Origin of the sequence: Pseudomonas sp. NPDC087690, from assembly GCF_044743175.1 — a bacterium.
In the GTDB taxonomy this organism is placed as follows: Bacteria; Pseudomonadota; Gammaproteobacteria; order Pseudomonadales; family Pseudomonadaceae; genus Aquipseudomonas.
Genome location: NZ_JBIUVX010000001.1, coordinates 150,623 through 175,061, shown reverse-complemented (window position 1 = coordinate 175,061; position 24,439 = coordinate 150,623). Strand labels below are relative to the sequence as shown.

Sequence of the window (24,439 nt, the reverse complement as noted above, 5' to 3'; positions counted from 1 at the left end):
GCTCAGTCTCCCAGTTCTTCAAGGCTGTCGACGTAACGCAAACCCTTTTCCGCCAGGCGCGCGCGCATGTTGTAGATGTCCAGACCCAGTTCGCCCTTGGCCAGGCGCAGGGCCTTCTGTTCCTCCAGGTCGGCGCGGGCGCGACTGGCTTCGACGACTTGCTGCAGCTCGGTGCGTCGCACGACCACCACACCATCGTCATCAGCGACCACCACATCACCCGGGTGCACCAGTTGCCCGCCGCACACCAGCGGCAGGTTGACCGAGCCCAGGGTTTCTTTAATTGTGCCTTGCGCGCTGATCGCACGGGACCAGACCGGGAAGCCCATTTCGCGCAGGGTGTGGGTGTCGCGCACGCCCGCATCAATCACTAGCGCCCGAACGCCGTGGGCCTTGAGCGAGGTGGCCAAAAGGTCGCCGAAGTAGCCGTCGGTGCACGGCGAACTCGGTGCAACCACGAGAATATCGCCGGGCCGGCATTGTTCGACGGCCACATGGAACATCCAGTTGTCACCCGGGGCGACCAGTACCGTGATGGCTGAACCAGTGATCACTGTGCCCTGCTGAATGGGTCTGATCGAAGTCGCGAACAGGCCTTTGCGACCCTGCGCTTCATGAATGGTCGCCACGCCGAAGCGTTTCAACTCATCGATTAGCGCTGCTTCGGCGCGCTGAATATTGCGCACGACAACGCCAGTTTTGCCGATATGTTCGCTCATCCCAGATTCTCCGTGACGCGCGGAAAAATACTCTGGTAACCCTCGCCATAGACGATGTTGCGGGTTGAGGTGATCCCGACATTACGCTTGGCTTGCACACCGCGTTGCTGGGCGACGCGCGTGTAGTACTCCCACAAATGCTCCTGCCCGGCCATGCACTGGATGGCCGCGTACTTCTTGTCCCAGACATCAGTGATGTCGAGCAGCACATCGGGGCGCCATTCGCATTGCTCGGGCTGGTGCGGCTCGAAACTGTAGACCGGCGGTGCGCCGACGATTTTCTCACCCGGTTTATAGCCTTCGGCCTGGGCGATGATGCGCGCCTCCTGGGTCAGGTTCATGGCCAGCGGGTGATCGTAGTTGTACGGGTCCTTGAGCGAGTGACTGAGGACGAACTCCGGTTGCACCCGGCGGAACACATCGGCAAGACGGAACAAGGTTTCCTTGTCGGCGCGCATCGGGTAATCGCCGATATCGAAGAACTCGACACTGGCCCCGAGAATGTCGGCGGCGGCCTGAGCCTCTTCGCGACGTGCGGCTTTGACCTTGTCTTCGCTCATCTCGCCCTTGCGCCACAGCTTGGCGGATTCGCCGCGCTCGCCGAACGACAGGCAGACGATGTGAACGTGGTACCCCTGCTGTGCATGCAGGGCGATGGCGCCACCGGCACGCCAGACAAAATCGGCTGAGTGGGCGCTGACAACCAGCGCGTTTTTGGTTGAATCGATCATTGCGGATTCTCCTCTTGCGTTGCGAAAGAGCATCGCATCGCACCCCACCGACGGAGTAATGCGTTCGAGTGTTCGAGGTATGCGTTTTTTTTATTGCCACTCGAAAATAGCGGCGGCATAGTCGTCGAATTCGCCGACCCGCAGAGCCCTTGCCCATGGAAAACCTTGAACCGCCGAGCCTGATGCACGTGCGCGCCTTCGTCCGCGTGGCTGATCACGGCAGCGTCTCCAAGGCGTCAATCGCGCTGTACCGGGCGCAATCGGTGGTCACCCGTTCCATTTCCGAGTTCGAAGAACGGCTGGGCGTGATGCTGTTCGAGCGCCACGCCAACGGTATGCGCCTGACCGATTTCGGTGAACGCTTGCTACCCCGTGCGCGAAGGGTATTGGCGGAGCTTGGGAGCGTGCCGACATTGCTCGGCCAAGGTGAGAAAGCAGCGGTTGAACCGCTTTATCTGTTCCAGGCGCGACGCCTGCAAGTGTTCGTCAAACTCTGTGAAACCCAGCATATGCAGACAGTGGCCAACCTGCTGGGGCTGAGTCAGCCTGCGGTCAGTTCGACGCTGAAAGTGCTGGAAAATGGCTGCGGCCAATCGCTGTTCGAGCGCACGCCGCGTGGTTTGCAACCGACCCGCGCGAGTCATGACATCCTGTTTGCAATCCGCCGTGCGCTGAACGAACTGCGCCATATCGACAGCGACATCACCGCCCTTCGCGGTGCCTTGCACGGTGTTGTGCACGTCGGTGCCCTGCCCCTCGGCCGCACGCGCATCCTGCCCGAGGCCATCGTGCGCCTGATGGCAGAGCATCCCGGCATTCAAGTGATCACCAATGAGAGTCCCTTCGACCTGCTGGCGACCGAGTTGCGTGCCGGCGATGTGGATTTCATTTTGGGTGCACTGCGTTCATCGACTTATGCCAGCGACTTGGTCGGTGAGTCACTGCTGACAGAGGAAATGGTCGTGCTTGCGCGGCGTGATCATCCGCTCTACGGCAAAACCGGCCTGCAAGATCATCTCGCTAACGCGCAGTGGGTATTGCCGCGCGCCGGTTCTCCGGCGCGCAAAATGCTCGACGACTGCTTCGCCGGTTTCGGCATTCCGGCGCCTTCCCCGGTGGTGGAAAGCGCCGACATAGCGATCATTCGCGGACTGTTGTTACGCTCGGACATGCTCGCGGCCGTTTCAGCGCATCAGCTGGAACAGGAGATCGCGTCCGGCGAGTTGTGCATTTTACCGCTGGAGCTGAAACAGACCGCCAGAGCCATTGGTCTGACCTACCGCAGCGGCTGCCTGCACTCACCGGTGGCGCAGGCGTTGATGGAGATGATCCGCCGGGTGATCCGAACTCAGGCCAATGAGGCGCTTAAAGCAGGCTCAACGGATAGCTGATGATCAAGCGACTCTCGTCGAACTCATTGCTGCTGTAATCGCGGCGAATGCTCGAGTTGCGCCAGCGCAGGTTATGAAATTCTGTGTCCATTCCTCGGCTTTGCCCTGCGCATTGGCCGGGTTGGTGAAATTACGATTGATGTAGAAGTTGCGCAGGTTGAGATTGGCGCTGGCGTCTTCCACAAAGCCTGCGTCGCTCGCCTCGACAGGCAGAGCACAAACGACGGACAGCGTGAAGACTACGCGGGTATTGGCGGTGATTTTCATTGTTATTGTTATCCGTTTTTTTGGGATGAAGCAGTCCGCTACGCCCGCATGAGCCGGGCGCAGTGAAGTCATTCAAGGGTGTTGCGAAGCGGCCCGGAACGAGCCGCCGATGACGCCGTGTCGTTAGCGTGGGGCCTTGCCCGCTACCGAATAGAGCACCTGCTGATTACGGGTTTTCATGAATTCATCGAGGCTTTGTCCGCGCATCGCCGCGTAGATCTGCAGATTCGGCACCCCAACCACGGCAGCGAGCTTTTCCAGCACGAAAAAAATCGCCCCGTAGTGAATCAATCCGCGCCAGTCGCGGCGTCGCAGCAGATCCCGCTCTTCATCGCTCAGCCCTGCTTCATCGAACAGCGCCTCGGGTTGGTCGAGGAAACGCTGACGCCAATGCGGCTCGATCATGCGGTGCAAAAACTTGTTCAACCGATAGCCCTTGGCGCTGCGTTCCAGGGTGAACGGATAGGTGCCTTCAAGCTTCTCGATACCCGCCAACTGATGCTGCATGTGCTGCAAGTGCCGCGCAACGACGTCGACGGGAACGGGTCGATCCTGGTTTTCCAGCAGCAGTGTGGCAATGCCGGTCATCGAAGGCAGGTAGTAATCCTGGTGCAGGTTTTTCACCGTGGCCGACAGCGCGCCGCGCATGATCAGCCAGGTGATCACTTCCGAACCTTCCATACCCCCCAGCGCGGCGTACTCGGCGTGGGTCATTTCGGTCAGGCGCTCGGGATCATTGACCAACAGGTCAATGAACTGCTGGTCCCACTCCGGGTTGTTGAAACCACAGCGCTCGCCGTGCACCTGGTGGGAAACGCCGCCGGTCGCGACGATGGCCACTTTCAAGTCCTCGGGGTAGCTTTCAATCGCCCGGCGCAGCGCCTGACCCAACTTGTAGCAACGCCGCGCACTCGGCACCGGGAACTGCAACACGCCAACCTGCAGCGGCACGATTTCCACCGGCCAGTCCGGCTCGCACGGCAACAGCGCCGACATCGGCGAGAAGAAGCCATGATCGAGCGGCTTGTCACGGAAGAAACTCATGTCGAATTCATCCGCCACCAGGCTCTCGCCGATGTGCCGTGACAGCGCCGCATGGCCAGCGATCCCCGGTAACTCGCGTGGATTACCGCCCTCATCGGCGACTTCGTAACGCTCATCGACACCGAGGGAAAAGGCACCATAGTGATCAAAGAAAAACGACGTCACGTGGTCATTGAAGATATAGAACAGCACATCCGGTTGCTGCTCCTTCAGCCACACCTTGATCGGCTCAAAGCCACGGAAGATCGGCGCCCAGGCGGCCTCATGCTGTTTGTCGTGATCGACCGCAAAGCCGATGGTCGGGGTGTGAGATACAGCGAGGCCACCAATGATGCGTGCCATAACGAGTTCCTTTGTTGAAAAAGATTAATGCGCCAGCAAGGCCCGACTGACTCGGCGCCGTGCATGACCGTTGGCCAGGATCGCCAGTGCAGCGATAAAGGCAGGCACGCTCAACAGGGCAAACAGCAGCGGCAACCCCAGCCCGAGGCTGAGCACCGCGCCACCGATGAGTGAACCAAAGATAGCCCCGAAGCGGCCGATACCCAGCATCCAGCTGACGCCCGTGGCGCGGCAGTCCGTCGAGTAGTAACCGGGCGCGAAAGCATTGAGGCCGGTTTGCGCGCCGCTCATGCAGAAACCTGCCGCCACCACGCCGAATGCCAGCAGGCCCGATTCAAGGCTGAAGGCGCCCAGCAGCAGAATGAAAGCGCCACCCAGAGCGTAAGACGTGGCAATCACCGCGTTCGGATTGCGCCGGTCCATCGCCCACCCAACCACGATGGCGCCGCCAGTACCGCCAATCTGGAACAGTCCGGTGATGGTCGCGGCCCGTTCTATGGACAGCCCACCTTCACGCAGCAGGGTCGGCATCCAGCCCATGGTCAGGTAGATCACCAGCAACCCCATGAAGTAAGTTGCCCACAAGGCGAGAGTGCCGAAACGATAGTGATCGGTGAAGAGCAAGCGCAGCGGTGCTTTTTGCTGAGCCTGCGGTTCGGCGATGACGAATTTCGTCGCTGCGCTGAACGTGCCGCCCAGCTTGTTCAGCACCTTGGCAATCTGGCTGGCGGGCGCGTTGCGTGCGGCGAGAAAACGCGCCGACTCAGGCAGCAACAGCCACATCAACGGCAGCAGCAACATCGGCAGAATCCCGCCGGCGAGCAACACCGACTGCCAGCCGTGATGGGGAATCAACCACGCGGCGAGAAATCCGCCCAACCCCGAACCCATATTGAATCCGGTGAACATGATCGTGATGAACAGTGACCGATTGCGTTCCGGCAAATACTCGGAAAGCAGTGTGGTGGTGTTTGGCAACGCTGCGCCCAGCGCCACACCGGTCAGCAGACGCAAGGCAGCCAGCTCGTAGGGATTACGTGCAAAGGCGCATGCAAGGCTGAGCACGCTGAAGCCAGTCACCGCCGTCAGGAGCACCTTCTTGCGGCCGATTCGGTCGGCGTAAGGGCCAGCGGTCAGCGCGCCGATCGCCAGCCCAATCATGCCCGCGCTCATCACCGGGCCGAACGCCGCTTTCGACAATCCCCATTCTTGAATCAGCGAGGGGGCAATAAACCCCATCACCGCGACGTCGAAGCCATCGAAAAGCACGATAAAAAAACATAAACCCATAATCAGCCACTGGTACGGGACCACTTTGCGGTTGTCGATCCATGCTTTGATATCGACCGTTTCACTACTCATGCTGTCACCTTCTTATTTTTGTAGAAGTCCCGACGGACAAGGCCTGTAAGTAGACCGTCCACGCTGAACGATGGAGGTGACTGTAAAGCCGCAGGTATACCGCCCGCCTCTGGGAAATCCTTAAGCAGGTATCGGTTTTTCTTATCGGGGGATGCGCAAAGATAAAAACAGAGCCGCGGTAGAGCGAGGTGTTGATGACCGTGGCGCGAGCGGCCGCTAGAGGATGCCGAAACGCCAATAACTGTTGCGTAATCGGTTCGCTCAACCGTTTCTCACGCACGACGGACGGCACGCCATTGCGCGCGACCTTGAACCCTTCCAGCGCCCGGGCATGCTCCGGCGTAGTCCGCAAGCCCCTGATTTACACAACAACCCTTATGTAACCCAAAAACACGCCGATACCGTGCAGCAGCATGGAAGCACCGCAGCAACACTGACTCCCTGGAAGGAAGGACCCCGATCAATGTTGGAACACCTCTGGCGCAACATCCATTCCCCGGACTACTTGCCCAACGTACTGGAATGGATGATCCATATTCTCCTCAGCCCGTTCATGGTGATCATGTGCCTGATGGTCGGGGCGCTGGCCGGCAAATGGTGGAGAGCACTGCCCTACGGCAGTCTGACTTGTTATGTGGTCTTTCTGAGCCGGTCTTCTTTCTATCGGTGGGAAAGCATTTTCCCCATAGCCGGCCTGCCTGCGCTGGCGATTGATGGCGCGCTGTTGGCGCTCCTCGGTTTTTACTTGAAAGGCGTACTCAGAACCCGCGCAGACGCAAAACCCGAAGGCCATTGGCTGCGCAGGCTTTATCAAGGCCTTAGGGTCGTCATGCTGACAGTCATGGTGATGTTCTGGGGAGTCGTCGTGCTGTTTGTCGTGGTCTTCACTGTCTCGGTCGCGACCCAACCGTCATTGGTGCACTAAGCAGCCTTCTGCTTGATCAGACAAATCGGGTCTCAGGATCGCCGGAAACAGCGTTCGAATGAGCTGCCGACTCAACAAGATGAATTTCAGTGGCATTGCGCCCCGCCAACCAGGCCAGCACAGACGCGACGACCAACACCGCAGCGCTAAGCTCGAATGTAGCTTTGTAACCGCTCAGGTCAAAAGCCAGACCGCCAATGATTGCGCCTCCCGCGATTGCCAGTTGCACAATGGCTACCAGCAGTCCGCCTCCGGCTTCCGCATCATCCGGCAGCGTCTGCGCCAGCCATGTCCACCAGCCGACCGGCGCGGCCGTGGCAACCAGTCCCCAAAGTCCGAGCAACACGGCGGTCAGCAGCGGTGATTTGCCGAAGCTGACCAACGCCAGCGCGATGGCCGCCATGATCAGCGGGATGACGGTCAACGTGCGGTAGAGGCCGCGACCCATAAATCTTTCGATCAGGAAGGTGCCGATAAAACCGGCCAGTCCCAACCCCAGCAGCATCAACGACAAGGTTGAAACACTGACGCCCGTCACGCCTTCAAGAAAGGGCCGCAGGTAGGTGAACAGCATGAACTGGCCCATGAAAAACACGCTGACGGCGACCATGCCCAAGGCCACTGGCAATTGTTTCATCAACCGCAGAACGTTGCCGCTTCCGGCCTGGCGCTCGACCTTGAAGGACGGCAGGCTGATCAGCAGCCACACGGCGGCCAGCACTGCGACTGGGACCACGCAGAAGAACGCGCCGCGCCAGCCGATCAGCGAGCCAAGAAAGCTCCCCGCCGGAGCGGCGATGACCGTGGCCAAGGCGTTACCGCCATTGACGATGGCCAGCGCTCGCGAAACCTGTTCAGGCTTCACCAGACGCATTGCAGTCGCCGCCGACAATGACCAGAAACCACCAATCGCGATCCCGATCAGGGCACGCCCAAACATGAATGACGGATAACCCGGCGCGACCGCGACGACCGTACCGGAGACGATCATCAGCAAGGTCAGGCCCAGCAGCAATTTCTTGCGTTCGATGCGCGCGGCGACCGAGGCGATCAACAGGCTGGTGATCAAGGCAAAGGCGCCCGACACGGAAATCCCCTGCCCGGCCTGGCCTTCAGTGATGTGCAGTTCTGCCGCAATCGGCGTCAGCAGACTGACCGGCATGAATTCTGAAGCGACCAGAGCGAATGCGGCCAGCGACATGGCCAGCACCGCGCTCCAGCCGCCTGTTCTTTTAGAAGGATCTGTAGAAGGAAATGTCATTGGAACGACCTGTGGTGCGAAAAAACGTAAGGGTGTGATGCGCAGGGGCAAGCATTTTGTCGCTCTTGCGAGCACTGCCCCTGTAACAGATAGACACATTCTCCCGGTCAATCCGCCCCTTCCCTAGTGCATTCCTCTTGAATGCTTGCCTGATCCTCTGGCGATGCAGGGTGATGGATAGGAAACGTCTCGCGCGCGGATTAGAGTTCGGTCAACAGGAGTGACCCCACATGATCCCTACCCCTCTGCCCGAGGAATCGCCTTTGGCATTGCACATAGACCCGCGCGTGAGCGCACCGGGCGATTTCGCCACGGCCATACCCGGCTTGTCGCTGTTTCGTCGCGACCAACCAGCGCCGCCGGTGGTGTGCATGATCGAACCCAGCCTGATTCTCGTCGGTCGCGGCGAGAAGCGCCTATGGGTAGGTGGCGAGGGTTACAGCTATGACCCTTCGCGGTTTTTGGTGACCTCGCTGGATCTGCCCGCCAACTCCGAAGTGATGCTTGCCAGCCCCGAGCGGCCCTGTGTCGGCCTCGTACTGAAGCTGGATGTCAGCATGCTCGCCGAGGTCATCACCAAAAGCGGCTTACCGGCCAAGCGGCAGCCTGCAACGGGCACGGGCGCCGCGATTGGCAGTCTGTCGTCGGCGTTGGCGGGCGCGCTCGATCGCCTGCTGGCATTGCTCGACGAACCCGAGGCGATCCCGGTGCTGGCGCCGCTGATTTTGCGCGAGATCCACTATCGGCTGCTGCATACCGATCAAGGTGCACGGCTGCGGCAGATCACGGCCGTCGATGGTCAGGGTTATCGCATCGCCAAGGCGATTGACTGGCTCAAGCTCAACTACGCAGATGCCCTGCGCATCGACGATCTGGCCGCGCGGGTGCAGATGAGCGCGCCGACCTTTCACCATCATTTCCGCCAGCTCACCGGCATGAGTCCGCTGCAGTACCAGAAATGGCTGCGGCTCAACGAAGCGCGGCGGCTGATGCTGGTCGAGCGCCTCGACGTGTCGCGGGCGGCGTTTGCGGTGGGCTATGAAAGCCCTTCGCAGTTCAGCCGCGAATATGGCCGGCTGTTCGGCACCGCGCCAAGTCGTGACATCGCCCTCCTGCGCGGGCAGCCATTCGAGGCAGAAGCGCTTGGCACAGTCGCGAATTGAACGAAAAACGGTGATCCGCCTCGCCGCGTGTCACCGCTCATAACAATGTACGTCAACCGATGATCAGCGGGTGAACCATGGAACTACGAATCAACCAGAAGACCTATCAGGTCGATGCCGACGCCGATACGCCCTTGCTGTGGGTGATCCGCGATGATCTGGGCATGACCGGCACCAAGTACGGCTGCGGGCTGGCGCAATGCGGCGCCTGCTCGGTGCTGGTGGACGGCAATGTGGTGCGCTCGTGCGTCACGCCGGTGGCCGGTGTGGTTGGCCGCGAGGTCACCACCATTGAGGCTATCGAAAGCGATGACGTGGGCAAACGGGTGGTCGCGACCTGGGTCGATCTGCAGGTCGCCCAGTGCGGTTACTGCCAGTCCGGGCAGGTGATGGCCGCCACCGCGCTGCTCAAGCAAAACCCCAAACCGAGTGATGCGCAGATCGAAGCGGCGATGGTCAACCTGTGCCGCTGCGGTACCTACAACGCCATTCATGCTGCCGTGCATGAGCTGGCCGGCAAGGGAGACGCGTGATGAACGTTCGAATCGACCCTTCACAGCAAGCCTCGGTGCTGGATCTGCACGAGCCGATCAATGTATCGCGCAGACGTTTTCTCACCGGTACCGCCGTCGGCGCACTGGTCCTCGGTTTCGGCCTGCCGCTGGGTGCGACGCGGGTGCAAGCTGCCGTTGCAGCGGCGACGGCCGAACGCGGCACGCAGGTGCCGGCGTTTCTCGAGATCCGCCCGGACAACCGCGTGCGTCTGCTCTGCCCGTTCATGGAAGGCGGGCAAGGCACGTTCACCGCGATGGCGCAAATCGTCGGTGAAGAGCTGGATGCCGATCCATCGACCTTTCTGGTCGAAGCCGCACCGCCCGGCGAGGCCTATGTGGTGTTGGAAAACGGCATGCGCATCACCGGCGGCAGCATGTCGGTGCGCATGAGTTACCCGGTGATGCGCCGCCTTGGCGCCCTCGCCCGCGCCATGTTATTGCAGGCGGGCGCGCAGCAACTTGGCGTGCCGGTGAGCGAGTTGAGCACCGAACCTGGCAAGGTTGTACATGCCAAGTCGGGGCGCTCGCTGGCTTACGGTGAACTGGCCGAGCGCGCGATGGATCTGCCGGTTCCCGATCCGGCCACTGTGAAACTGCGTGATCCGAGCCAGTTCCGCTGGATCGGCAAACCGGTGAAGCGCCTCGATGCCTACGACAAATCCACGGGCAAAGCGCTGTACAGCATTGATCTCAAAGTCGACGACATGCTCCATGCTGCCGTGCAACATGCCCCGCGCCTGGGCATGACCGTGGGCAACCTGCGCAACGAAGAGCAGGTCAAGGCAATGAAAGGCGTGCATTCCGTGCACCGTCTGCCGGGTGCCGTGGCGGTAGTCGCCGAGCGCTGGTGGCACGCCAAACGTGCGGTCGAGGCGATTCAGGTCGACTGGCAAGAACCAACGGCTGAGAGCAAAGTGCGGCCGATGCCCGCCGACTTTTCCAGCGATGGCTGGTTCAAGCGCCTTGCTGAAGATAAAGGCCCGGCCAAAGATGATGAACATGAAGGCGACGTGGCGGCGATTCTCAAGGAAACCAAGACGCGGATCGACGCCACTTACCACAATCAATACCTGAACCACGGCCAACTGGAACCTCCTTCGGCACTGGCCCGATTCAACCCGGACAGTTCGCTGGAAGTCTGGTTGCCGAATCAGGCGCCGGACATGTTCCGCGCCGACATCGCCAAACGCACAGGGCTGGACCCGTCGCGCATCACCTTGCATTCGCCGCTGCTGGGCGGGTTCTTCGGCCGGCATTTTCTCTACGACTCGGCCAGTCCCTATCCGCAGGCGATTGCGCTGTCCAAGGCCGTTGGCCGTCCGGTCAAGCTGATCTGGAGTCGCGAGGAAGAGTTCCTGCGTGACGTGCTCCGTCCCGTGGCTGCGGTGAACTTCCGTGCCGCGCTGGACAGTGATGGCTGGCCGCTGGCAATCGAAGCGATCAGTGCCACCGAAGGCCCGACCGAAGCCCTCGCCGGCAAGCAGGGTGAAAAACTCGACCCGACGGCGCTGGAAGGGTTGTCAGGCAAATCCTACGCGATCCCCAACAAACGCATCGCGCAGATCTACGCCAAAGGCCCGGCGATGCTCGGTTACTGGCGTTCGGTGGGCAATTCGCTCAACGACTTCTTTTATGAATCGTTCCTCGATGAACTGGCCGACAAGGGCGGCAAAGACCCGTTCGACCTGCGTCTGCATTTGCTGCGCGACAACAAACGCCTGACCACTTTGCTGCAAGCGGTCGGTGAACTGTCGGGCGGCTGGAAGCGCGGGCCCTTTACCGCCGAGGATGGCAGCAAACGTGCGCGCGGCGTGGCCATGGCTTCGCCATTCGGTACAGAGACGGCGGTGATCGCCGAGGTGTCCATCGAGAACGGTCAGGTCAAGGTGCACGACATCTGGCAGGCGATTGACCCGGGCAGCATCGTCAACCCGGCAATCGTCGAGGCTCAGGTCAATGGCGCCGTGGCGCTGGGACTGTCGCAAACCCTGGTGGAAGAAGCCGTGTGGATTGATGGTAAACCCCGGGCGCGCAACTACGACTTGTATCAGATCCTGCCGCCTGCGCGGATGGCTCGGGTCCATGTGCGTGTGGTCGAGAGCGGGGAAAAAATGGGTGGCATCGGTGAACCGCCGTTGCCAGCGGTCGCGCCCGCCGTCGCTAACGCGGTGGCAGCACTAACCGGTCAGCGGGTGCGCAGCCTGCCCATGAGCCGACACACCTTCACTTGATCAGCGCCGGAGCGTCCATGAACAACAGCCGATTCGCAAGAACCGCTGGCTGGCTGGCATTGCCGTGCCTGGTCGCGGCAGGCCTGCTGGCCTGGTATGTCACCCGCGAGCCCGTCTCGCGCCTTGAAACCCATCAGATCGCCGTGGCCGATATCGACCCGGCACTGGTCGCGCGTGGCGAATACGTCGCCAGGCTCAGTGATTGTGTGGCCTGTCACAGCGTGCCGGGTGGCGCGCCATTCGCCGGCGGCCTGGAAATGGCCACGCCGCTGGGCTCAATCCATGCGACCAATATCACCCCGGACACGGAGACCGGCATCGGCCACTACAGCCTGGCGGACTTCGACCGAGCGGTGCGCCACGGCGTGGCGCCCGACAGTCGCCGTCTGTATCCGGCGATGCCCTACCCGTCCTACGCCAAGCTCAGTGACGATGACGTGCGCGCGCTGTATGCGTTCTTCATGAAAGGCGTGGCGCCGGTGAAACAGGCGAACATCCCCAGCGTGATTCCTTTTCCGCTGAACCTGCGCTGGCCGATTGCACTGTGGAATGGCGTGTTTGTCGACGCCGAGCCGTATGCGGCGAAACCGTCGCAGGATGAACAATGGAACCGTGGCGCTTACCTCGTTCAGGGCGCCGGGCACTGCGGCAGTTGCCATACGCCGCGCGGTTTGGCGTTCAACGAGAAGGCACTGGATGAGGCCGGTAAGCCATACCTCGCTGGTGCTTTGCTCGATGGCTGGTACGCACCGAGCCTGCGTGATGATCACAACACTGGCCTGGGCCGCTGGAGCGAACCGGAGATCGTGCAGTTCCTCAAGACCGGTCGCAATAAACACGCGGTGGTCTACGGCTCGATGACTGAGGCGTTCAACAACTCCACGCAGTTCATGAGCGATGATGATTTGAGCGCGATTGCCCACTACCTGAAGTCGCTTCCCGGGGATCGCGAACGGGATGGCGCACCTTGGCAGTACCAAGCGGTTTCGGCAGCGCAACGTCTGGACTCGCCCGGTGCTCATACCTACGTGGCGCGCTGTGCTTCCTGCCACGGTCTCGACGGCAAGGGTCAACCTGAATGGATGCCGCCGCTGGCCGGCGCGACTTCTGCACTGGCCAAGGAAAGCGCCTCGGCGATCAACATCACCCTCAATGGCTCGCAGCGTGTCGTCGCGGCTGGCGTGCCGGATGCCTATCGCATGCCGGCCTTCCGTGAACAGCTGTCGGATCAGCAGATCGCCGAAGTGCTGACGTTCATGCGCAGCACTTGGGGTAATCAGGGCGGTGCGGTCGATGTGCAGGCGGTGGGCAAACTGCGTGAACATACTGATCCGGCCAGCAGCAGTCCGATCATTCTGCAGATGCGCTAAGAGGAGGTTTTGATGGAAAGCATCGACTTGCTGGTCCTGCGCACAGCGCGGGACTGGCTTGCCGCTGGCGAGCGTGTGTTGCTCGCTACGGTGGCGCGCACCTGGGGCTCTTCACCGCGTCCGACGGGTTCGATGATGGCGTTGCGTGACGATGGTCGCGTGGTGGGCAGCGTGTCCGGCGGCTGCATTGAGGATGATCTGATCCATCGCTACACCACGGCCCATGGCGGCAGCGCTTTTAGCGACAGCGCACCGCAAGTGGTGCGCTATGGCGTCAGTGCCGATGAAGCGCATCGCTTCGGCTTGCCGTGCGGTGGCACGCTGGAACTGATCCTTGAGTTCAACCCGGCGTGGCAGTCGCTTGACGCGTTGCTGGTGCAACTGGATGCCGGGCAATTGGTGCGTCGGCGTGTGGCGTTGGAGTCCGGTCAGGTGATGCTCGAACCGACCGCGACGCCGGAACAATTCAGTTTCGATGGCGCGCAGATGCTCAACACTCTGGGGCCGGGCTATCGGATGTTGATGATCGGTGCCGGCGCGTTGGCCGAGTATCTGGCGACCATGGCCTTGTTCAACGGTTTCAAAGTGGCGGTGTGCGACCCGCGTCCCGAGTACATCGAAACCTGGGCGGTCGATGGCGTGGAGCGCATCGTCGGCATGCCGGACGACGTGGTCCGCGACTTCGCGGTCGATCTGCGCACCTGCATCGTCGCGTTGAGTCATGACCCCAAACTCGACGATCTGGCCCTGCTCGAAGCGCTGCACGGTCCGGCGTTCTACATCGGTGCGATCGGCTCGCGGCGCAACAGCCAACTGCGCCGCGAACGCCTGATCGAGCATTTTGGTGAAACCGAGGCGTCGCTTGAACGCCTGCACGGGCCGATCGGCCTCTACATTGGCAGCAAGACACCTGCGGAAATCGCCGTTAGCGTGATGGCCGAGATTCTTGCGGCGAAGAATGGCGCGAGCCTGCCGCAAGCGTTTTCCATTGCCAAGGCCAAAGCGCTGACAGAGTGAGCCGCGCTGCTACTCTGCGTCGGCGTTATCGGCCGGCAACGAAGCGAGCATTTGCGCGCGGCACACTTCAAGAATCTCGTCTGCCAGCGCGGAATCATCCGGGCAGGCACGCGACAGGATAATCGCGCCGACGGCCCGCGACAGCAGGTCAATCATCTTCTTGCGCCCCTCACCCGCCTCGGCCTCCGGCGCCGTCGGGTATTTGTCCCCCAGTGTCTGCAGGGTTTGCTCAATGCCCTCGGCAAACGTCGCTCTCACCTCATCCGACTGGCGCGCCGCGTCGCCGCCCAGCGCGGCCATGGTGCAACCGTCGCCACGTCCGTCGCGATGCTCTCTGTTCACGTAGACGTTGATGAAGCCCGGAACATCCAGTGCCTGAGCGCCGGTCAGCGATTTGCCCAGACTGCACGCCGAGGCTTCGGCCATCAGGTCGGCCTTCGACCCGAAGTGTTTGTAGAAACCGCCATGGGTAAAACCGGCGGCTGCCATGAGATCGGCCACACCGACGCCGTCAAAGCCGCGCTCACGGAACAGCTCTGAGGCGGTTTCAACGATGTGCTCTCGATTGGCCTGCGCCTGGGCCTTGGTCACTCTCACGTGCAATACCTCGTGTTACCGGGGAAATCCTGGGTCCGATGATACATAGATGTTGGCCATAATCAAAACCGTTGACAGTTTAGATTTCGATCATCATCCTAATTGCTCGCACCATCGATCTTCATTAACGGGCACGGAAGAAACATCAGATGACCGAGCAAACCCTGTTCTCCCCATACACGCTGGGCAATCTCACGCTGTCGAACCGCGTCGTTCTTGCGCCGCTGACACGCAATCGCGCTGGTCAAGATTTCGTCCCCAGCGAATTCGCGGCGACCTATTACAGCCAGCGTGCCAGCGCCGGTTTGCTGATCAGCGAAGCCACGCAGATCTCTCGACAGGGCCAGGGTTATCAGGACACCCCGGGGATCTACACGCCGGCACAGATCGACGGCTGGCGCACCGTGACCGATGCGGTGCATGCCCAGGGCGGAAAAATCTTTCTGCAACTGTGGCATGTCGGCCGCGTCTCGCACGTTGACCTGCAAGAAAACGGCGCCGCCCCGGTGGCCCCTTCTGCGCTGCGCGCCGCTACCAAAGTGTTCGTCAACAACCGTTTCGAAGACGTCTCCGAGCCGCGCGCACTGGACAGCAGCGAACTGCCGGGCATCGTCAACGACTTCCGTCAGGCGGCAGCCAACGCGATCGCCGCGGGCTTCGATGGCGTGGAAATTCACGGTGCCAACGGCTACCTGCTCGATCAATTCCTCAAGGACAACGCCAATCTGCGCACTGATGCTTACGGCGGCTCGATTGAAAATCGCGCGCGGCTATTGCTCGAAGTGACGGCGGCGGTAGTCAGTGAGATCGGTGCAGACCGCACCGGCGTGCGCCTGTCACCGGTGTCGCCGGCCAATGGCGTTTCCAGCAGCGATCCGCAGGCGCAATTCGATTACCTCGTCGAACAACTCGACGTCCTCGGCGTGGTTTACCTGCATGTGGTCGAAGGCGCGACCGGCGGCCCGCGTGACGTGGCGCCCTTCGATTTCGCCGCCCTGCGCCAGCGCTTCAAAAACACCTACATCGCCAACAACGGCTATGACCTCGATCTGGCGACGTCGAAGCTCACTGAAGACCAGGCCGACCTGATTGCCTTCGGTCGTCCGTTCATTGGCAATCCGGATCTGGTGGAGCGCCTGAAACATGGCGCGCCGTTGTCCGCGTTCAATCCCGCCACCCTCTATGGCGGCGGCGCGGCAGGCTACATCGATTACCCGACACTGGCTGAATCGAGCGTCAGCGCAAGCTGAACGCGTTCTGTTTCTAACGTCCTGAAAGAGAGATACCCATGAGCACTCGCCCTACTGTTCTGATCACTGGCGCCTCCACCGGCATTGGCGCGGTCTACGCTGAGCGCTTTGCGCAACGCGGTCACGATCTGGTGCTGGTCGCCCGCGATCAGGCGCGTCTGGATGCACTGGCCGCGCGCTTGCGCAGCGAGCATGACGTCGCCGTCGATGTGATCCCGGCGGATCTGACCCAACCTGGCGACCTGACAACGCTGGAAACCCGCCTGCGCGACGACGCCCGCATCGGCATCCTCGTCAATAACGCTGGCGCCGCGTTGTCCGGCCATTTTGTCGAGCAAAGCACGGACAAAGTGGCGCAACTGGTCGCCCTCAACACCACCGCGCTGGTGCGGCTCGCCAGCGCCATCGCGCCACGCCTGGCCAAGGCCGGTGACGGTGCGATCATCAACATCGGCTCGGTGGTGGGCCTCGCTCCGGAATTCGGCATGACGGTCTACGGTGCGACCAAGGCATTCGTGCTGTTCCTGTCCCAAGGTTTGAGCCTGGAGCTGTCGCCTCAGGGCGTCTACGTGCAGGCCGTGCTGCCGGCGGCCACGCGCACGGAAATCTGGGATCGCTCCGGCGTCGACATCAATACCCTGAGCGAAATCATGGAAGTGGGCGATCTGGTGGATGCTGCCCTGGTCGGTTTCGATCGTCGCGAACCGGTCACCATCCCGCCGCTGCACGAAGCGCAACGCTGGGACGATTTGCAGAACGCGCGTCAGGGCCTGCTGGGGCAAATCCGCCAGTCAGCGGTTGCCCAGCGCTACCAGACGCCTGACTGATCTTCAGGGAGCGAGCATGTGCGGCGGATTCGATGCAAGCACAAGGCATTGCATCGAATCCGTCCTGCAATCCGGAGTAGTCATGAATTCAATACAGACAAATCCCCCTTCGGGTTCGCCAACGTCATTCATCGACGCGGCAAACCAGTCCGTCACCGCAAACGGCGTTCGCTTTGCCTATCGCGACCAAGGCCCGACGCCCCGCGCTTTCCTGCGCCAGTTGAAAGCGATCACCGCATGGGGCAAACAGCCGCCGCAAGACCTTGGACGCTTGCGGGCACCAACGCTGGTCGTCAACGGCGACACCGACATCATGGTGCCCAGCGTCAATTCGTTTGAACTGGCCAGGCGTATCCCCAACGCAGAGTTGGTGATTTATCAGGATGCCGGTCACGGCGGGATTTTCCAGCACCACGTTGATTTTGTGGCCAAGGCGCAGGCGTTCCTCGATGCCTGACCACGCCCCGGCTACCCTCCCTTCAACCGACAAGAGCCGCACCTCGATGAAAGCCTTTCTGATTGATCGCTATGGCAGGCACCCCGGACGCCTCGGCGAAGCGCCAGCCCCTGCAGTGGGTCCTCACGACGTATTGATCGAGGTCCATGCCAGCAGTGTCAACGTGCTGGACTCGAAGATCAGCACAGGCGAATTCAAGCTGATCCTGCCCTACTCGTTTCCATTGATTCTGGGCAACGATCTGGCAGGCGTGGTGACTGAGGTCGGCTCGCAAGTGACACGCTTCAAACCCGGAGACGAGGTGTACGCTCGCCCGCCGCAAGCGCGAATCGGCACCTTCGCCGAGTGGATCGCCGTGGACGAAAATGCGATCGCCCTGAAACCACGCAACACCAGCATGGCGCAAGCCGCATCCCTGCCCTTGGTGGCACTGACTGCCTGGCAAGTGCTGGTCGACACCGCCCGCCTGCAACAGGGCCAGAAGGTGCTGATTCACGCGGGCTCCGGCGGCGTCGGCAGCGTTGCCATTCAGCTTGCCAAACACCTCGGTGCCTTTGTCGCCACAACCACCAGCACCGCAAATGTCGAATGGGTCAAGGCGTTGGGGGCTGACGTGGTCATCGACTACAAAAAGCACAACTTCGAAAATGTCCTGCACGGCTACGACGTGGTGTTGAACAGCGTCGGCGCCGATGTCCTGGAGAAATCACTCAAGGTACTCAAGCCCGGTGGCCAGCTGATTTCCATCTCCGGGCCACCCACCGCGCAATTCGCAAAAGAACAAGGCTTGTCCTGGCCTTTGCAGCAGGTCATGCGTCTGCTGAGCCTCGGCATTCGGCGCAAGGCACGCAAGCAAGACGTCAGGTACACGTTCGTGTTCATGCGCGCCAACGGCGCCCAACTGCAACACATCAGAGCGCTGGTAGAAGCCGGCATCATCAATCCGGTGATTGATCAAGCGTTCCCCTTTGAATCAGCGGCAGAGGCGCTGAAATACGTCGAGCAGGGACGCGCCAAGGGCAAGGTTGTTGTTTCGATCAAATGAAGACGCTGCCTATTGATGAAAAGCGCGAATGCATAAAAAAAGGCGCCTTTTAAGGCGCCCGACCCGGCGTCGCGCCCGAGATGGCAGTTGCTCTGGCCACTCCCCACCGGATTACTCACACCCGATAATACTCGCGATACCAGCGTACAAACTGCTCCACACCGGTTTTAACCTCCACCTGCGGCGAAAACCCGATCCAGTCTGCCAGCGCCGAAACATCAGCCCAGGTCTTGACGACATCGCCTGCCTGCATCGGTAACAAATTGCGCTGAGCATTTATGCCCAATGCCGTCTCCAGGCAGTCGACAAAATCCAGCAGCGCGATCGGCCTGCCACGCCCGAGGTTGAAAATCCGGTGACTGCCTTGGGCGTCTTTGTCGGGCGTTGGCGGCTTCGGGCACAGGCGGACGATGCTTTCGACAACGTCATCGACGTATGTAAAGTCCCGCGCCATCTGGCCCTGGTTATAAATATCAATTGGACGCCCCTGAAGGATCGCTTCAGTGAACTTGAACAACGCCATGTCCGGTCGGCCCCATGGCCCATAGACGGTAAAAAACCGCAGCCCGCTGGCCTTCAGGCCATAGAGATGGCAGTAGCTGTCGGCAAGCAATTCATTCGCGCGTTTGGTGGCGGCATACAGCGACACCGGATGCTCGACCGCGTCATCGACGCTGTACGGCAGCTTGCTGTTGGCGCCGTACACTGAACTGCTCGACGCGTAGATCAGGTGCGCGGGTGGATAGTGCCGGCAGGCTTCCAGCACATTGAGGAAGCCCAACAGATTCGATTGCGCATAGGCATCCGGATTGTCGAGTGAATAGCGCACACCCGCCTGAGCGGCCGGGCGCTGGGCATTCAACACGACGCTGTCCGACGACTTCAACGGCAGCAGCCTCGACCCCGCGCGATGGCACGTCAACAATGCCATCGGCAACGAATCGCTCGGGCGCAAACCGGCGCTGTTCACCCCACGCAATGCCAGCGTCAGCAACGGCCACCTGAACATTGTCTTTCGCAAGGAAACCTTGCCGCAGAAGTACGTCGAGCTTGGCTTCAAGGATTACACCTCAGCCATGGTCCGTACCCGTGAACGCGGTTTCTACGGTTACTACGAAGCACGCGCCAAACCGATGAACTCCGCAGCGTCGAGCGCGTTCTGGCTGGCGTGGACGGGCTTCACGGACAACGCCACTGAAATCGATATCTTTGAAATTGGCGGTAAAACCAAAGGCGCAGCCTCGGACCGTTCTTACAATATGAATGCCCACCTATGGGCAACGCCGCACAGTAAAGAACATATCGCCAACGGCAGCACCTGGATCAGCCCCTGGCGCCTGGCCAGTGACTTTCATGTCTACGGCTTCGACTGGCAGCCCGACACCCTGCGCTGGTACGTCGATGGCGTGCTGGTCAGGGAATCGAAGAACCGCCACTTCTTCTTCCCGATGCAAATCGTCTTTGACAGTGAGGCCATGTGGAAATGGTTCGGCGTGGTCGATGACGCTGATCTGCCGTCCACCTTCGAGGTCGACTACATCCGCATGTGGCAACGCGGTCCATAACCGTCACAACAAGCCAGGGACAGTCGACGCCCTCCTGCTGCCATAGCTTGCGCCTTGGGTCGAATTTCACTCGGCAGAGTCGTCAGTTCTCGATCAGCGCTAACACCTCCGGAGCGCCCATACATGAACAACCGACGACTGAAGGAGCTGGATTTGCTGCGTTTCCTCGCAGCCCTCGCCGTGGTGATTTTTCACTACGCGTTTCGCGGCTATGCGCGGGGCGACATGTCGGTCATGCCCTATCCGCTGCTGGCCGAGGTGGCCAAGTACGGTTACCTGGGCGTGGAACTGTTTTTCATGATCAGCGGATTTGTCATCCTGATGACCGCTTCGAGCAACAATCTGCAGGTGTTTTTCATCTCCCGCGTGGTGCGCCTGTGCCCGGCGTTCTGGGTGTGCTGCACGCTCACGTTTTTGATCACACTGGCTTTCGGGCAGCCCAGATTCAGCGCTGATCTTTATCAATACCTGATCAACATGACGTTCCTTGGCGACCTGCTCGGCGTCCCGCCCATCGACGGCGTGTATTGGTCACTGTTTGTAGAGATCAAGTTCTACCTGATGATCTCGATTCTCCTGGCCTTGAAGAAAATAGACAAAATCGAACCCTGCCTGGTGCTCTGGCTGCTGGTGTCGGACACAGCGGAAGTGCTCGCTTTTGAAAAGCTGCGCTCGATACTCATCACCGATTACGCGGCCTACTTTATCGCCGGTGCCACGTTCTACCTGATCTGGGCAAAGGGTATGACAAAACCCCGCATCGCCCTGGTGGCGGGCGCATTGGCCTTGGCCACCTTCACCGCCATTACCTGGGCCGAGTCGATCGAAAGCAAATATGCAACGCAATACGATCCCTCGATCATCGGCAGCGTGATAATCGTGTTCTTCATGACCTTCCTGTTGATCGCAACCAACAAAACAGCGGCCATCGGAGAAATGAACTGGACGTCCCTGGGAGCCCTCACCTACCCGCTGTACCTGCTCCATCAAATGATCGGTTTCATCATCTTCAACATGGCCTATCCGGGGGTGAATGCGCACCTGCTGCTGTGGGGCACCGTGGCTTTGATGATCGCGGCGTCCTATGTCATTCACGAAAATATCGAAACGCCGATGGCCAGACTAATGAAAAGGTCCCTGTCATTTTCCTTCAATCGTCTCCGGGCTAATTAGCCCGTGGCGACGAAAGCTGAAGCGATTTAGCGAACCTTTCCCCCGAAAACAGCGTCCGAGCTAAGGCGTTATCGCTTACCGCTCACCACGAGGTTTCCGTTTGAAAGCAGCCATCGTCAGAAAATACCGTTTGATCATCAAGACTCTGGGTTATGTCGGCTGGGCGTTGTTCTGGCTGCTGCTCTGGGACATCGCCGTCACCGTCGACTTCATGCTGTTCCTCAACGCCAAGCTGAATCTGCCATTGATGCCCCTGACGTTATTGGGTTCGGCATTGATCGTGCTGATCAGTTTCCGCAACAGCAGCGCTTACAACCGCTGGTGGGAAGCACGCACGTTGTGGGGTTCGATGATCAACAATTCGCGCAGCTTCGCTCGCCAGGTGCTGACGCTGCTGGATGATCCCGATGGCGAGGTCAATCCGGTCAAGTCGACCCTGTTGCGCCGCCACGTCGCCTACGTGAATTGCCTCGCGGCGCATCTGCAAGGCCAGCCTTGTCCTGAGGAGGTCCGCGCCTTCATTCCCGCCAATGAATTCGCCCGCAGTGGCACCACCAATAACTTTGCCAACGATATCCTAACCGGGTCAGCGACCTTGCTGGCTCGGGAATACAAGGCCGGGCGCCTGGACAGCATTCGCCTAGCGCGGCTTGAGTCGACATTAGTGGACCTGTCCAACAGCCAGGGCGGCATGGAGCGGATTGCCAATACGCCGCTGCCCTACCCTTACGTGTATTTCCCACGACTGTTTATTTCGCTGTTCTGCCTGATCGTGCCGATCGGCCTGGTCGAGTCACTGGGTTGGTTTACGCCGCTGGCCTCGACCGTGGTCGGCTTCATGCTGCTGGCCATCGAACGCATCGGCACCGATCTGCAAAGCCCGTTTCGCCACAGCGAACACCAGATTCAGATGGAAGCGTTGTGCGAAACCATCGAGAAGAACCTGCAGTCAATGCAGCGTGACTCTTTGGGTGACGTGCGCCGGATTGAAGAGAACGCTTGAAGATGTCGGGAGCCGTCAGCATTTCTGCCGGCTCCCGACGGAGTCAGAACGCCGGCACCACGTCGCCGTGATAACGCTCAAGAATGAACTGCTTCACTTGCGGTGAATTAAGCAGCGCGCCGAGCTTCTGCACCGCCGGCGCATTGGCCTTGTCGCGACGCACGTACAGGTAATTGGCGTACGGCGACTCCGAACTTTCGATAAACAGCGCGTCTTTGTGCGGCACCAGTTTGGCTTCCAGCGCGTAGTTGGCGTTGATCAACGCCATGTCGACCTGATTCAACACCCGCGGCAACATCGCCGCTTCGAGTTCCTGAAACTTCAGATGCTTGGGGTTGCTGACGATGTCCAGGCGCGTGGCCATGATGTTGTCGGGATCCTTCAGGGTGATCAGGCCTTGTTTGGCGATCAGCAGCAGCGCACGGCCGGAGTTGGTCGGGTCGTTGGGAATGGCAATGGTCGCGCCATCCTTGAGTTCGCTTATGTTTTTGATCTTCTTCGAATAGGCGCCGAACGGTTCGATGTGCACGGCCACAATCGGCACTTGATCGCTGCTCGGGCGGTCTTTTTTGTAGGCCTCGTAATACGGTTTGCTCTGGAAGTAATTGGCGTCGAGCAAGCCTTCATCAGTCTGCCGGTCGGGCTGGATGTAGTCCGAGAAGACTTTGACATCCAGCGTCACCCCTTCCTTGGCCAGCTCCGGTTTCAAAAACTCGAGGATTTCGGCGTGGGGCACAGGCACCACGGCGATTTTCAGGGTTTCGGCATAGGCATTGCCCAGGGCGGCGACCAGCAGTGCTACGGAGAGCGCGACGCGTTTCACGATAGTTTTCCTTCGAAGCGTTTCAGGGAGAAAGAGGTCAGATCCAGGTCGCTCGAGCCGCGCATGCACCACTGGGCAAAGGCTTCGCCGAGCGCGGCGGAATGCTTGAAGCCGTGCCCGGAGCAGGCCGAGACGAACAGGGTGTGTTGCAGCGACGGATGCTCGTCGATGATGAAATGGCGATCCGGGGTCACGGTGTAGGCACAGACGGCGGACTTGACGACTTTCGCGGTCACGCCAGCGATGCGGTTGTGCACCTGGTGCTCATACATGTCCTGCGCTTCGGCCGCTGAAACCGTACGGTCGATGGCCTGCGCTGACGTTGAGGTGTGGTACTGCGCGGTGGCGATTTTCATGCTGCTTTCGCCGGGTAACGCGGGGAAACCGTAGTTGATTTTGTCGTCGCCGCGGCCGTGGGTGAAGATGAACGTCGGTGAGTGGCCGACCAGTCCGGCGTTCTCTTCCAGTTCGAACCAGAACAGCTTTTGCCGGTAAACACTCAGCAGGTTCTCATACGGCTCACCGAGCCACTCGCCGTTCCAGTTGCCCGCGCTGATCACCAGTTTGTTGGCAAACAGCGTGCGCCGGTCCGTGGTGACCGTGACACCCTCCTCGTTCGAGCTGATCCCGGTGACGGTCTCGCCTTTGTAGAGCGTCGCACCGTGTTGCTCGGCCAGTTTGAGCTGCACATCGATGCAGCGCTCCGGGCGCACAAAGCCGCCACCCGGTTCGAAATAGCCGATGGCCGAGTCGTGCACGTTGGCGAATTGCGGGAAGCGCTGGCGAATCTGCTCGGCGGACAGGACTTCGTGCTCGATGCCGTAAGTCTGCGCCAGGCCGATGGTGCGCAAGGTGAAGTCGGATGGATCTTCAGGATCGTACTCGGCGCTCGACGTCAGCACCAACAGGCCCGATTGCTCGAACAAAGACTCGCCGGTCAGCGCCTCAAGTTCACGCCAGATGCGATGTGAGTTGCGCACAATGGGCACATATTGCGCGCCTTCTCCGACCGAAAGCCGGGTAATGCGCGTATCGCCGTGGCTGGAGCCGAGGTTGTGCGGCGGGTGATGCCGATCGATGCCGACGACATTCACCCCCGCTTTCGCCAACTGATAAACCGTGGCCGCGCCCATGGCACCCAAGCCCAGAACCACCACCTCACATCGCTCGGACATCAATAGCCACCTATCAAAAAGGCGCCAGTTGAGCGGTAAAACACGGCGAATTCCAAGATTAAAAAAGCATATCCATATAGCTCGACGCATCCGCTGACCGCTCTGTCTCGGTCCATTGGGCGGTTATTCGTCGCATTTACAACCCGA

The 24,439-nt window shown here is 60.4% G+C and carries 21 protein-coding genes and 4 pseudogenes; 14 read left to right on the top strand and 11 right to left on the bottom strand.

Going from position 1 to position 24,439, the window contains the following annotated elements; genetic code table 11:
- Positions 1–2 precede the first annotated feature (2 nt).
- Positions 3–719, bottom strand: a complete 717-nt coding sequence (locus ACIPIZ_RS00730) for a 4-carboxy-4-hydroxy-2-oxoadipate aldolase/oxaloacetate decarboxylase (protein ID WP_401163314.1) — start codon at positions 717–719, stop codon at positions 3–5.
- Positions 716–1,450 (bottom strand): 4-oxalmesaconate hydratase, encoded by a 735-nt coding sequence (gene galB / locus ACIPIZ_RS00725; RefSeq protein ID WP_401163312.1) that lies wholly within the window; start codon positions 1,448–1,450, stop codon positions 716–718. Before galB ends, ACIPIZ_RS00730 begins: the two co-directional genes overlap by 4 nt.
- A gap of 155 nt (positions 1,451–1,605) precedes the next feature.
- Between galB and ACIPIZ_RS00720 the strand changes: the two genes are divergently transcribed.
- Entirely contained in the window at positions 1,606–2,841 is a 1,236-nt protein-coding gene (locus ACIPIZ_RS00720; protein ID WP_401163310.1) for a LysR family transcriptional regulator, read from the top strand.
- On the opposite strand, the pseudogene ACIPIZ_RS00715 reads toward ACIPIZ_RS00720, so the two are convergent.
- From ACIPIZ_RS00715 to ACIPIZ_RS00700, 4 genes and pseudogenes are all read right to left on the bottom strand, one after another.
- Positions 2,816–2,914 (bottom strand): annotated as a pseudogene (locus ACIPIZ_RS00715) (hypothetical protein); the annotation flags it as partial. The gene ACIPIZ_RS00720 and the pseudogene ACIPIZ_RS00715 sit on opposite strands and share 26 nt — an antisense overlap.
- Positions 2,914–3,108, bottom strand: a pseudogene (locus tag ACIPIZ_RS00710) (OprD family outer membrane porin); the annotation flags it as partial. The pseudogenes ACIPIZ_RS00715 and ACIPIZ_RS00710, both read right to left, overlap by 1 nt.
- Before the next feature lie 123 nt (positions 3,109–3,231).
- A complete protein-coding gene (locus ACIPIZ_RS00705; protein WP_401163308.1) occupies positions 3,232–4,494 on the bottom strand; it encodes a gallate dioxygenase in 1,263 nt (420 codons plus the stop codon).
- Positions 4,495–4,518: 24 nt separating this feature from the next.
- Positions 4,519–5,856 (bottom strand): MFS transporter, encoded by a 1,338-nt coding sequence (locus ACIPIZ_RS00700; RefSeq protein ID WP_401163305.1) that lies wholly within the window; start codon positions 5,854–5,856, stop codon positions 4,519–4,521.
- A gap of 463 nt (positions 5,857–6,319) precedes the next feature.
- On the opposite strand from ACIPIZ_RS00700, the gene ACIPIZ_RS00695 reads away from it, so the two are divergent.
- Positions 6,320–6,781 (top strand): hypothetical protein, encoded by a 462-nt coding sequence (locus ACIPIZ_RS00695; protein WP_401163302.1) that lies wholly within the window; start codon positions 6,320–6,322, stop codon positions 6,779–6,781.
- A 16-nt stretch (positions 6,782–6,797) separates the two neighbouring features.
- On the opposite strand, the gene ACIPIZ_RS00690 is transcribed toward ACIPIZ_RS00695, so the two are convergent.
- A complete protein-coding gene (locus tag ACIPIZ_RS00690) occupies positions 6,798–8,042 on the bottom strand; it encodes an MFS transporter (RefSeq protein WP_122854786.1) in 1,245 nt (414 codons plus the stop codon).
- A gap of 230 nt (positions 8,043–8,272) precedes the next feature.
- Between ACIPIZ_RS00690 and ACIPIZ_RS00685 the strand changes: the two genes are divergently transcribed.
- From ACIPIZ_RS00685 to ACIPIZ_RS00665, 5 genes are all read left to right on the top strand, one after another.
- Positions 8,273–9,205, top strand: coding sequence for an AraC family transcriptional regulator N-terminal domain-containing protein (locus tag ACIPIZ_RS00685; RefSeq protein WP_401163300.1), 933 nt, complete (start codon positions 8,273–8,275; stop codon positions 9,203–9,205).
- Between the two features lie 77 nt (positions 9,206–9,282).
- Positions 9,283–9,738 carry a (2Fe-2S)-binding protein gene (locus ACIPIZ_RS00680; RefSeq protein ID WP_007915396.1) on the top strand — a complete coding sequence of 152 codons (456 nt, stop codon included), beginning with the start codon at positions 9,283–9,285 and terminating at the stop codon, positions 9,736–9,738.
- Positions 9,738–11,990: a molybdopterin cofactor-binding domain-containing protein gene (locus tag ACIPIZ_RS00675; RefSeq protein WP_401163298.1), complete on the top strand. Its 2,253-nt coding sequence runs from the start codon at positions 9,738–9,740 to the stop codon at positions 11,988–11,990. The genes ACIPIZ_RS00680 and ACIPIZ_RS00675 overlap by 1 nt, the downstream gene beginning before the upstream one ends.
- Before the next feature lie 17 nt (positions 11,991–12,007).
- Positions 12,008–13,360, top strand: coding sequence for a c-type cytochrome (locus ACIPIZ_RS00670; RefSeq protein ID WP_401163296.1), 1,353 nt, complete (start codon positions 12,008–12,010; stop codon positions 13,358–13,360).
- A 12-nt stretch (positions 13,361–13,372) separates the two neighbouring features.
- Positions 13,373–14,377 carry an XdhC family protein gene (locus tag ACIPIZ_RS00665; RefSeq protein WP_401163293.1) on the top strand — a complete coding sequence of 335 codons (1,005 nt, stop codon included), beginning with the start codon at positions 13,373–13,375 and terminating at the stop codon, positions 14,375–14,377.
- A 9-nt stretch (positions 14,378–14,386) separates the two neighbouring features.
- On the opposite strand, the gene ACIPIZ_RS00660 is transcribed toward ACIPIZ_RS00665, so the two are convergent.
- A complete protein-coding gene (locus ACIPIZ_RS00660; protein ID WP_205895497.1) occupies positions 14,387–14,974 on the bottom strand; it encodes a TetR family transcriptional regulator in 588 nt (195 codons plus the stop codon).
- A 149-nt stretch (positions 14,975–15,123) separates the two neighbouring features.
- On the opposite strand from ACIPIZ_RS00660, the gene ACIPIZ_RS00655 reads away from it, so the two are divergent.
- From ACIPIZ_RS00655 to ACIPIZ_RS00640, 4 genes and pseudogenes are all read left to right on the top strand, one after another.
- Positions 15,124–16,224, top strand: a complete 1,101-nt coding sequence (locus ACIPIZ_RS00655) for an alkene reductase (protein ID WP_064389978.1) — start codon at positions 15,124–15,126, stop codon at positions 16,222–16,224.
- Between the two features lie 38 nt (positions 16,225–16,262).
- Positions 16,263–17,051 (top strand): SDR family NAD(P)-dependent oxidoreductase, encoded by a 789-nt coding sequence (locus tag ACIPIZ_RS00650; protein ID WP_401163290.1) that lies wholly within the window; start codon positions 16,263–16,265, stop codon positions 17,049–17,051.
- Between the two features lie 175 nt (positions 17,052–17,226).
- Positions 17,227–17,508: pseudogene (locus ACIPIZ_RS00645) on the top strand (alpha/beta fold hydrolase); the annotation flags it as partial.
- A gap of 46 nt (positions 17,509–17,554) precedes the next feature.
- Positions 17,555–18,553: an NADP-dependent oxidoreductase gene (locus ACIPIZ_RS00640; protein WP_122661998.1), complete on the top strand. Its 999-nt coding sequence runs from the start codon at positions 17,555–17,557 to the stop codon at positions 18,551–18,553.
- 115 nt (positions 18,554–18,668) lie between these two features.
- On the opposite strand, the pseudogene ACIPIZ_RS00635 reads toward ACIPIZ_RS00640, so the two are convergent.
- A pseudogene (locus ACIPIZ_RS00635) lies at positions 18,669–19,397 on the bottom strand (NAD-dependent epimerase/dehydratase family protein); the annotation flags it as partial.
- Between the two features lie 184 nt (positions 19,398–19,581).
- Here ACIPIZ_RS00635 and ACIPIZ_RS00630 point away from each other — a divergent pair.
- The 3 genes from ACIPIZ_RS00630 (at position 19,582) to ACIPIZ_RS00620 (ending at position 22,294) form a co-directional block, all read left to right on the top strand.
- Positions 19,582–20,118, top strand: a complete 537-nt coding sequence (locus ACIPIZ_RS00630) for a family 16 glycosylhydrolase (RefSeq protein WP_253483864.1) — start codon at positions 19,582–19,584, stop codon at positions 20,116–20,118.
- Positions 20,119–20,241: 123 nt separating this feature from the next.
- Entirely contained in the window at positions 20,242–21,291 is a 1,050-nt protein-coding gene (locus tag ACIPIZ_RS00625; protein ID WP_401163288.1) for an acyltransferase family protein, read from the top strand.
- A gap of 100 nt (positions 21,292–21,391) precedes the next feature.
- A complete protein-coding gene (locus ACIPIZ_RS00620; protein WP_150648013.1) occupies positions 21,392–22,294 on the top strand; it encodes a bestrophin family protein in 903 nt (300 codons plus the stop codon).
- Positions 22,295–22,337: 43 nt separating this feature from the next.
- On the opposite strand, the gene ACIPIZ_RS00615 is transcribed toward ACIPIZ_RS00620, so the two are convergent.
- Together ACIPIZ_RS00615 and solA are read right to left on the bottom strand one after the other, a co-directional pair.
- Positions 22,338–23,117 (bottom strand): MetQ/NlpA family ABC transporter substrate-binding protein, encoded by a 780-nt coding sequence (locus ACIPIZ_RS00615; protein ID WP_122854761.1) that lies wholly within the window; start codon positions 23,115–23,117, stop codon positions 22,338–22,340.
- Complete coding sequence (gene solA, locus ACIPIZ_RS00610) at positions 23,114–24,292, bottom strand: N-methyl-L-tryptophan oxidase (protein WP_064389958.1); 1,179 nt, start codon at positions 24,290–24,292, stop codon at positions 23,114–23,116. Before solA ends, ACIPIZ_RS00615 begins: the two co-directional genes overlap by 4 nt.
- Between the last annotated feature and the right edge of the window lie 147 nt (positions 24,293–24,439).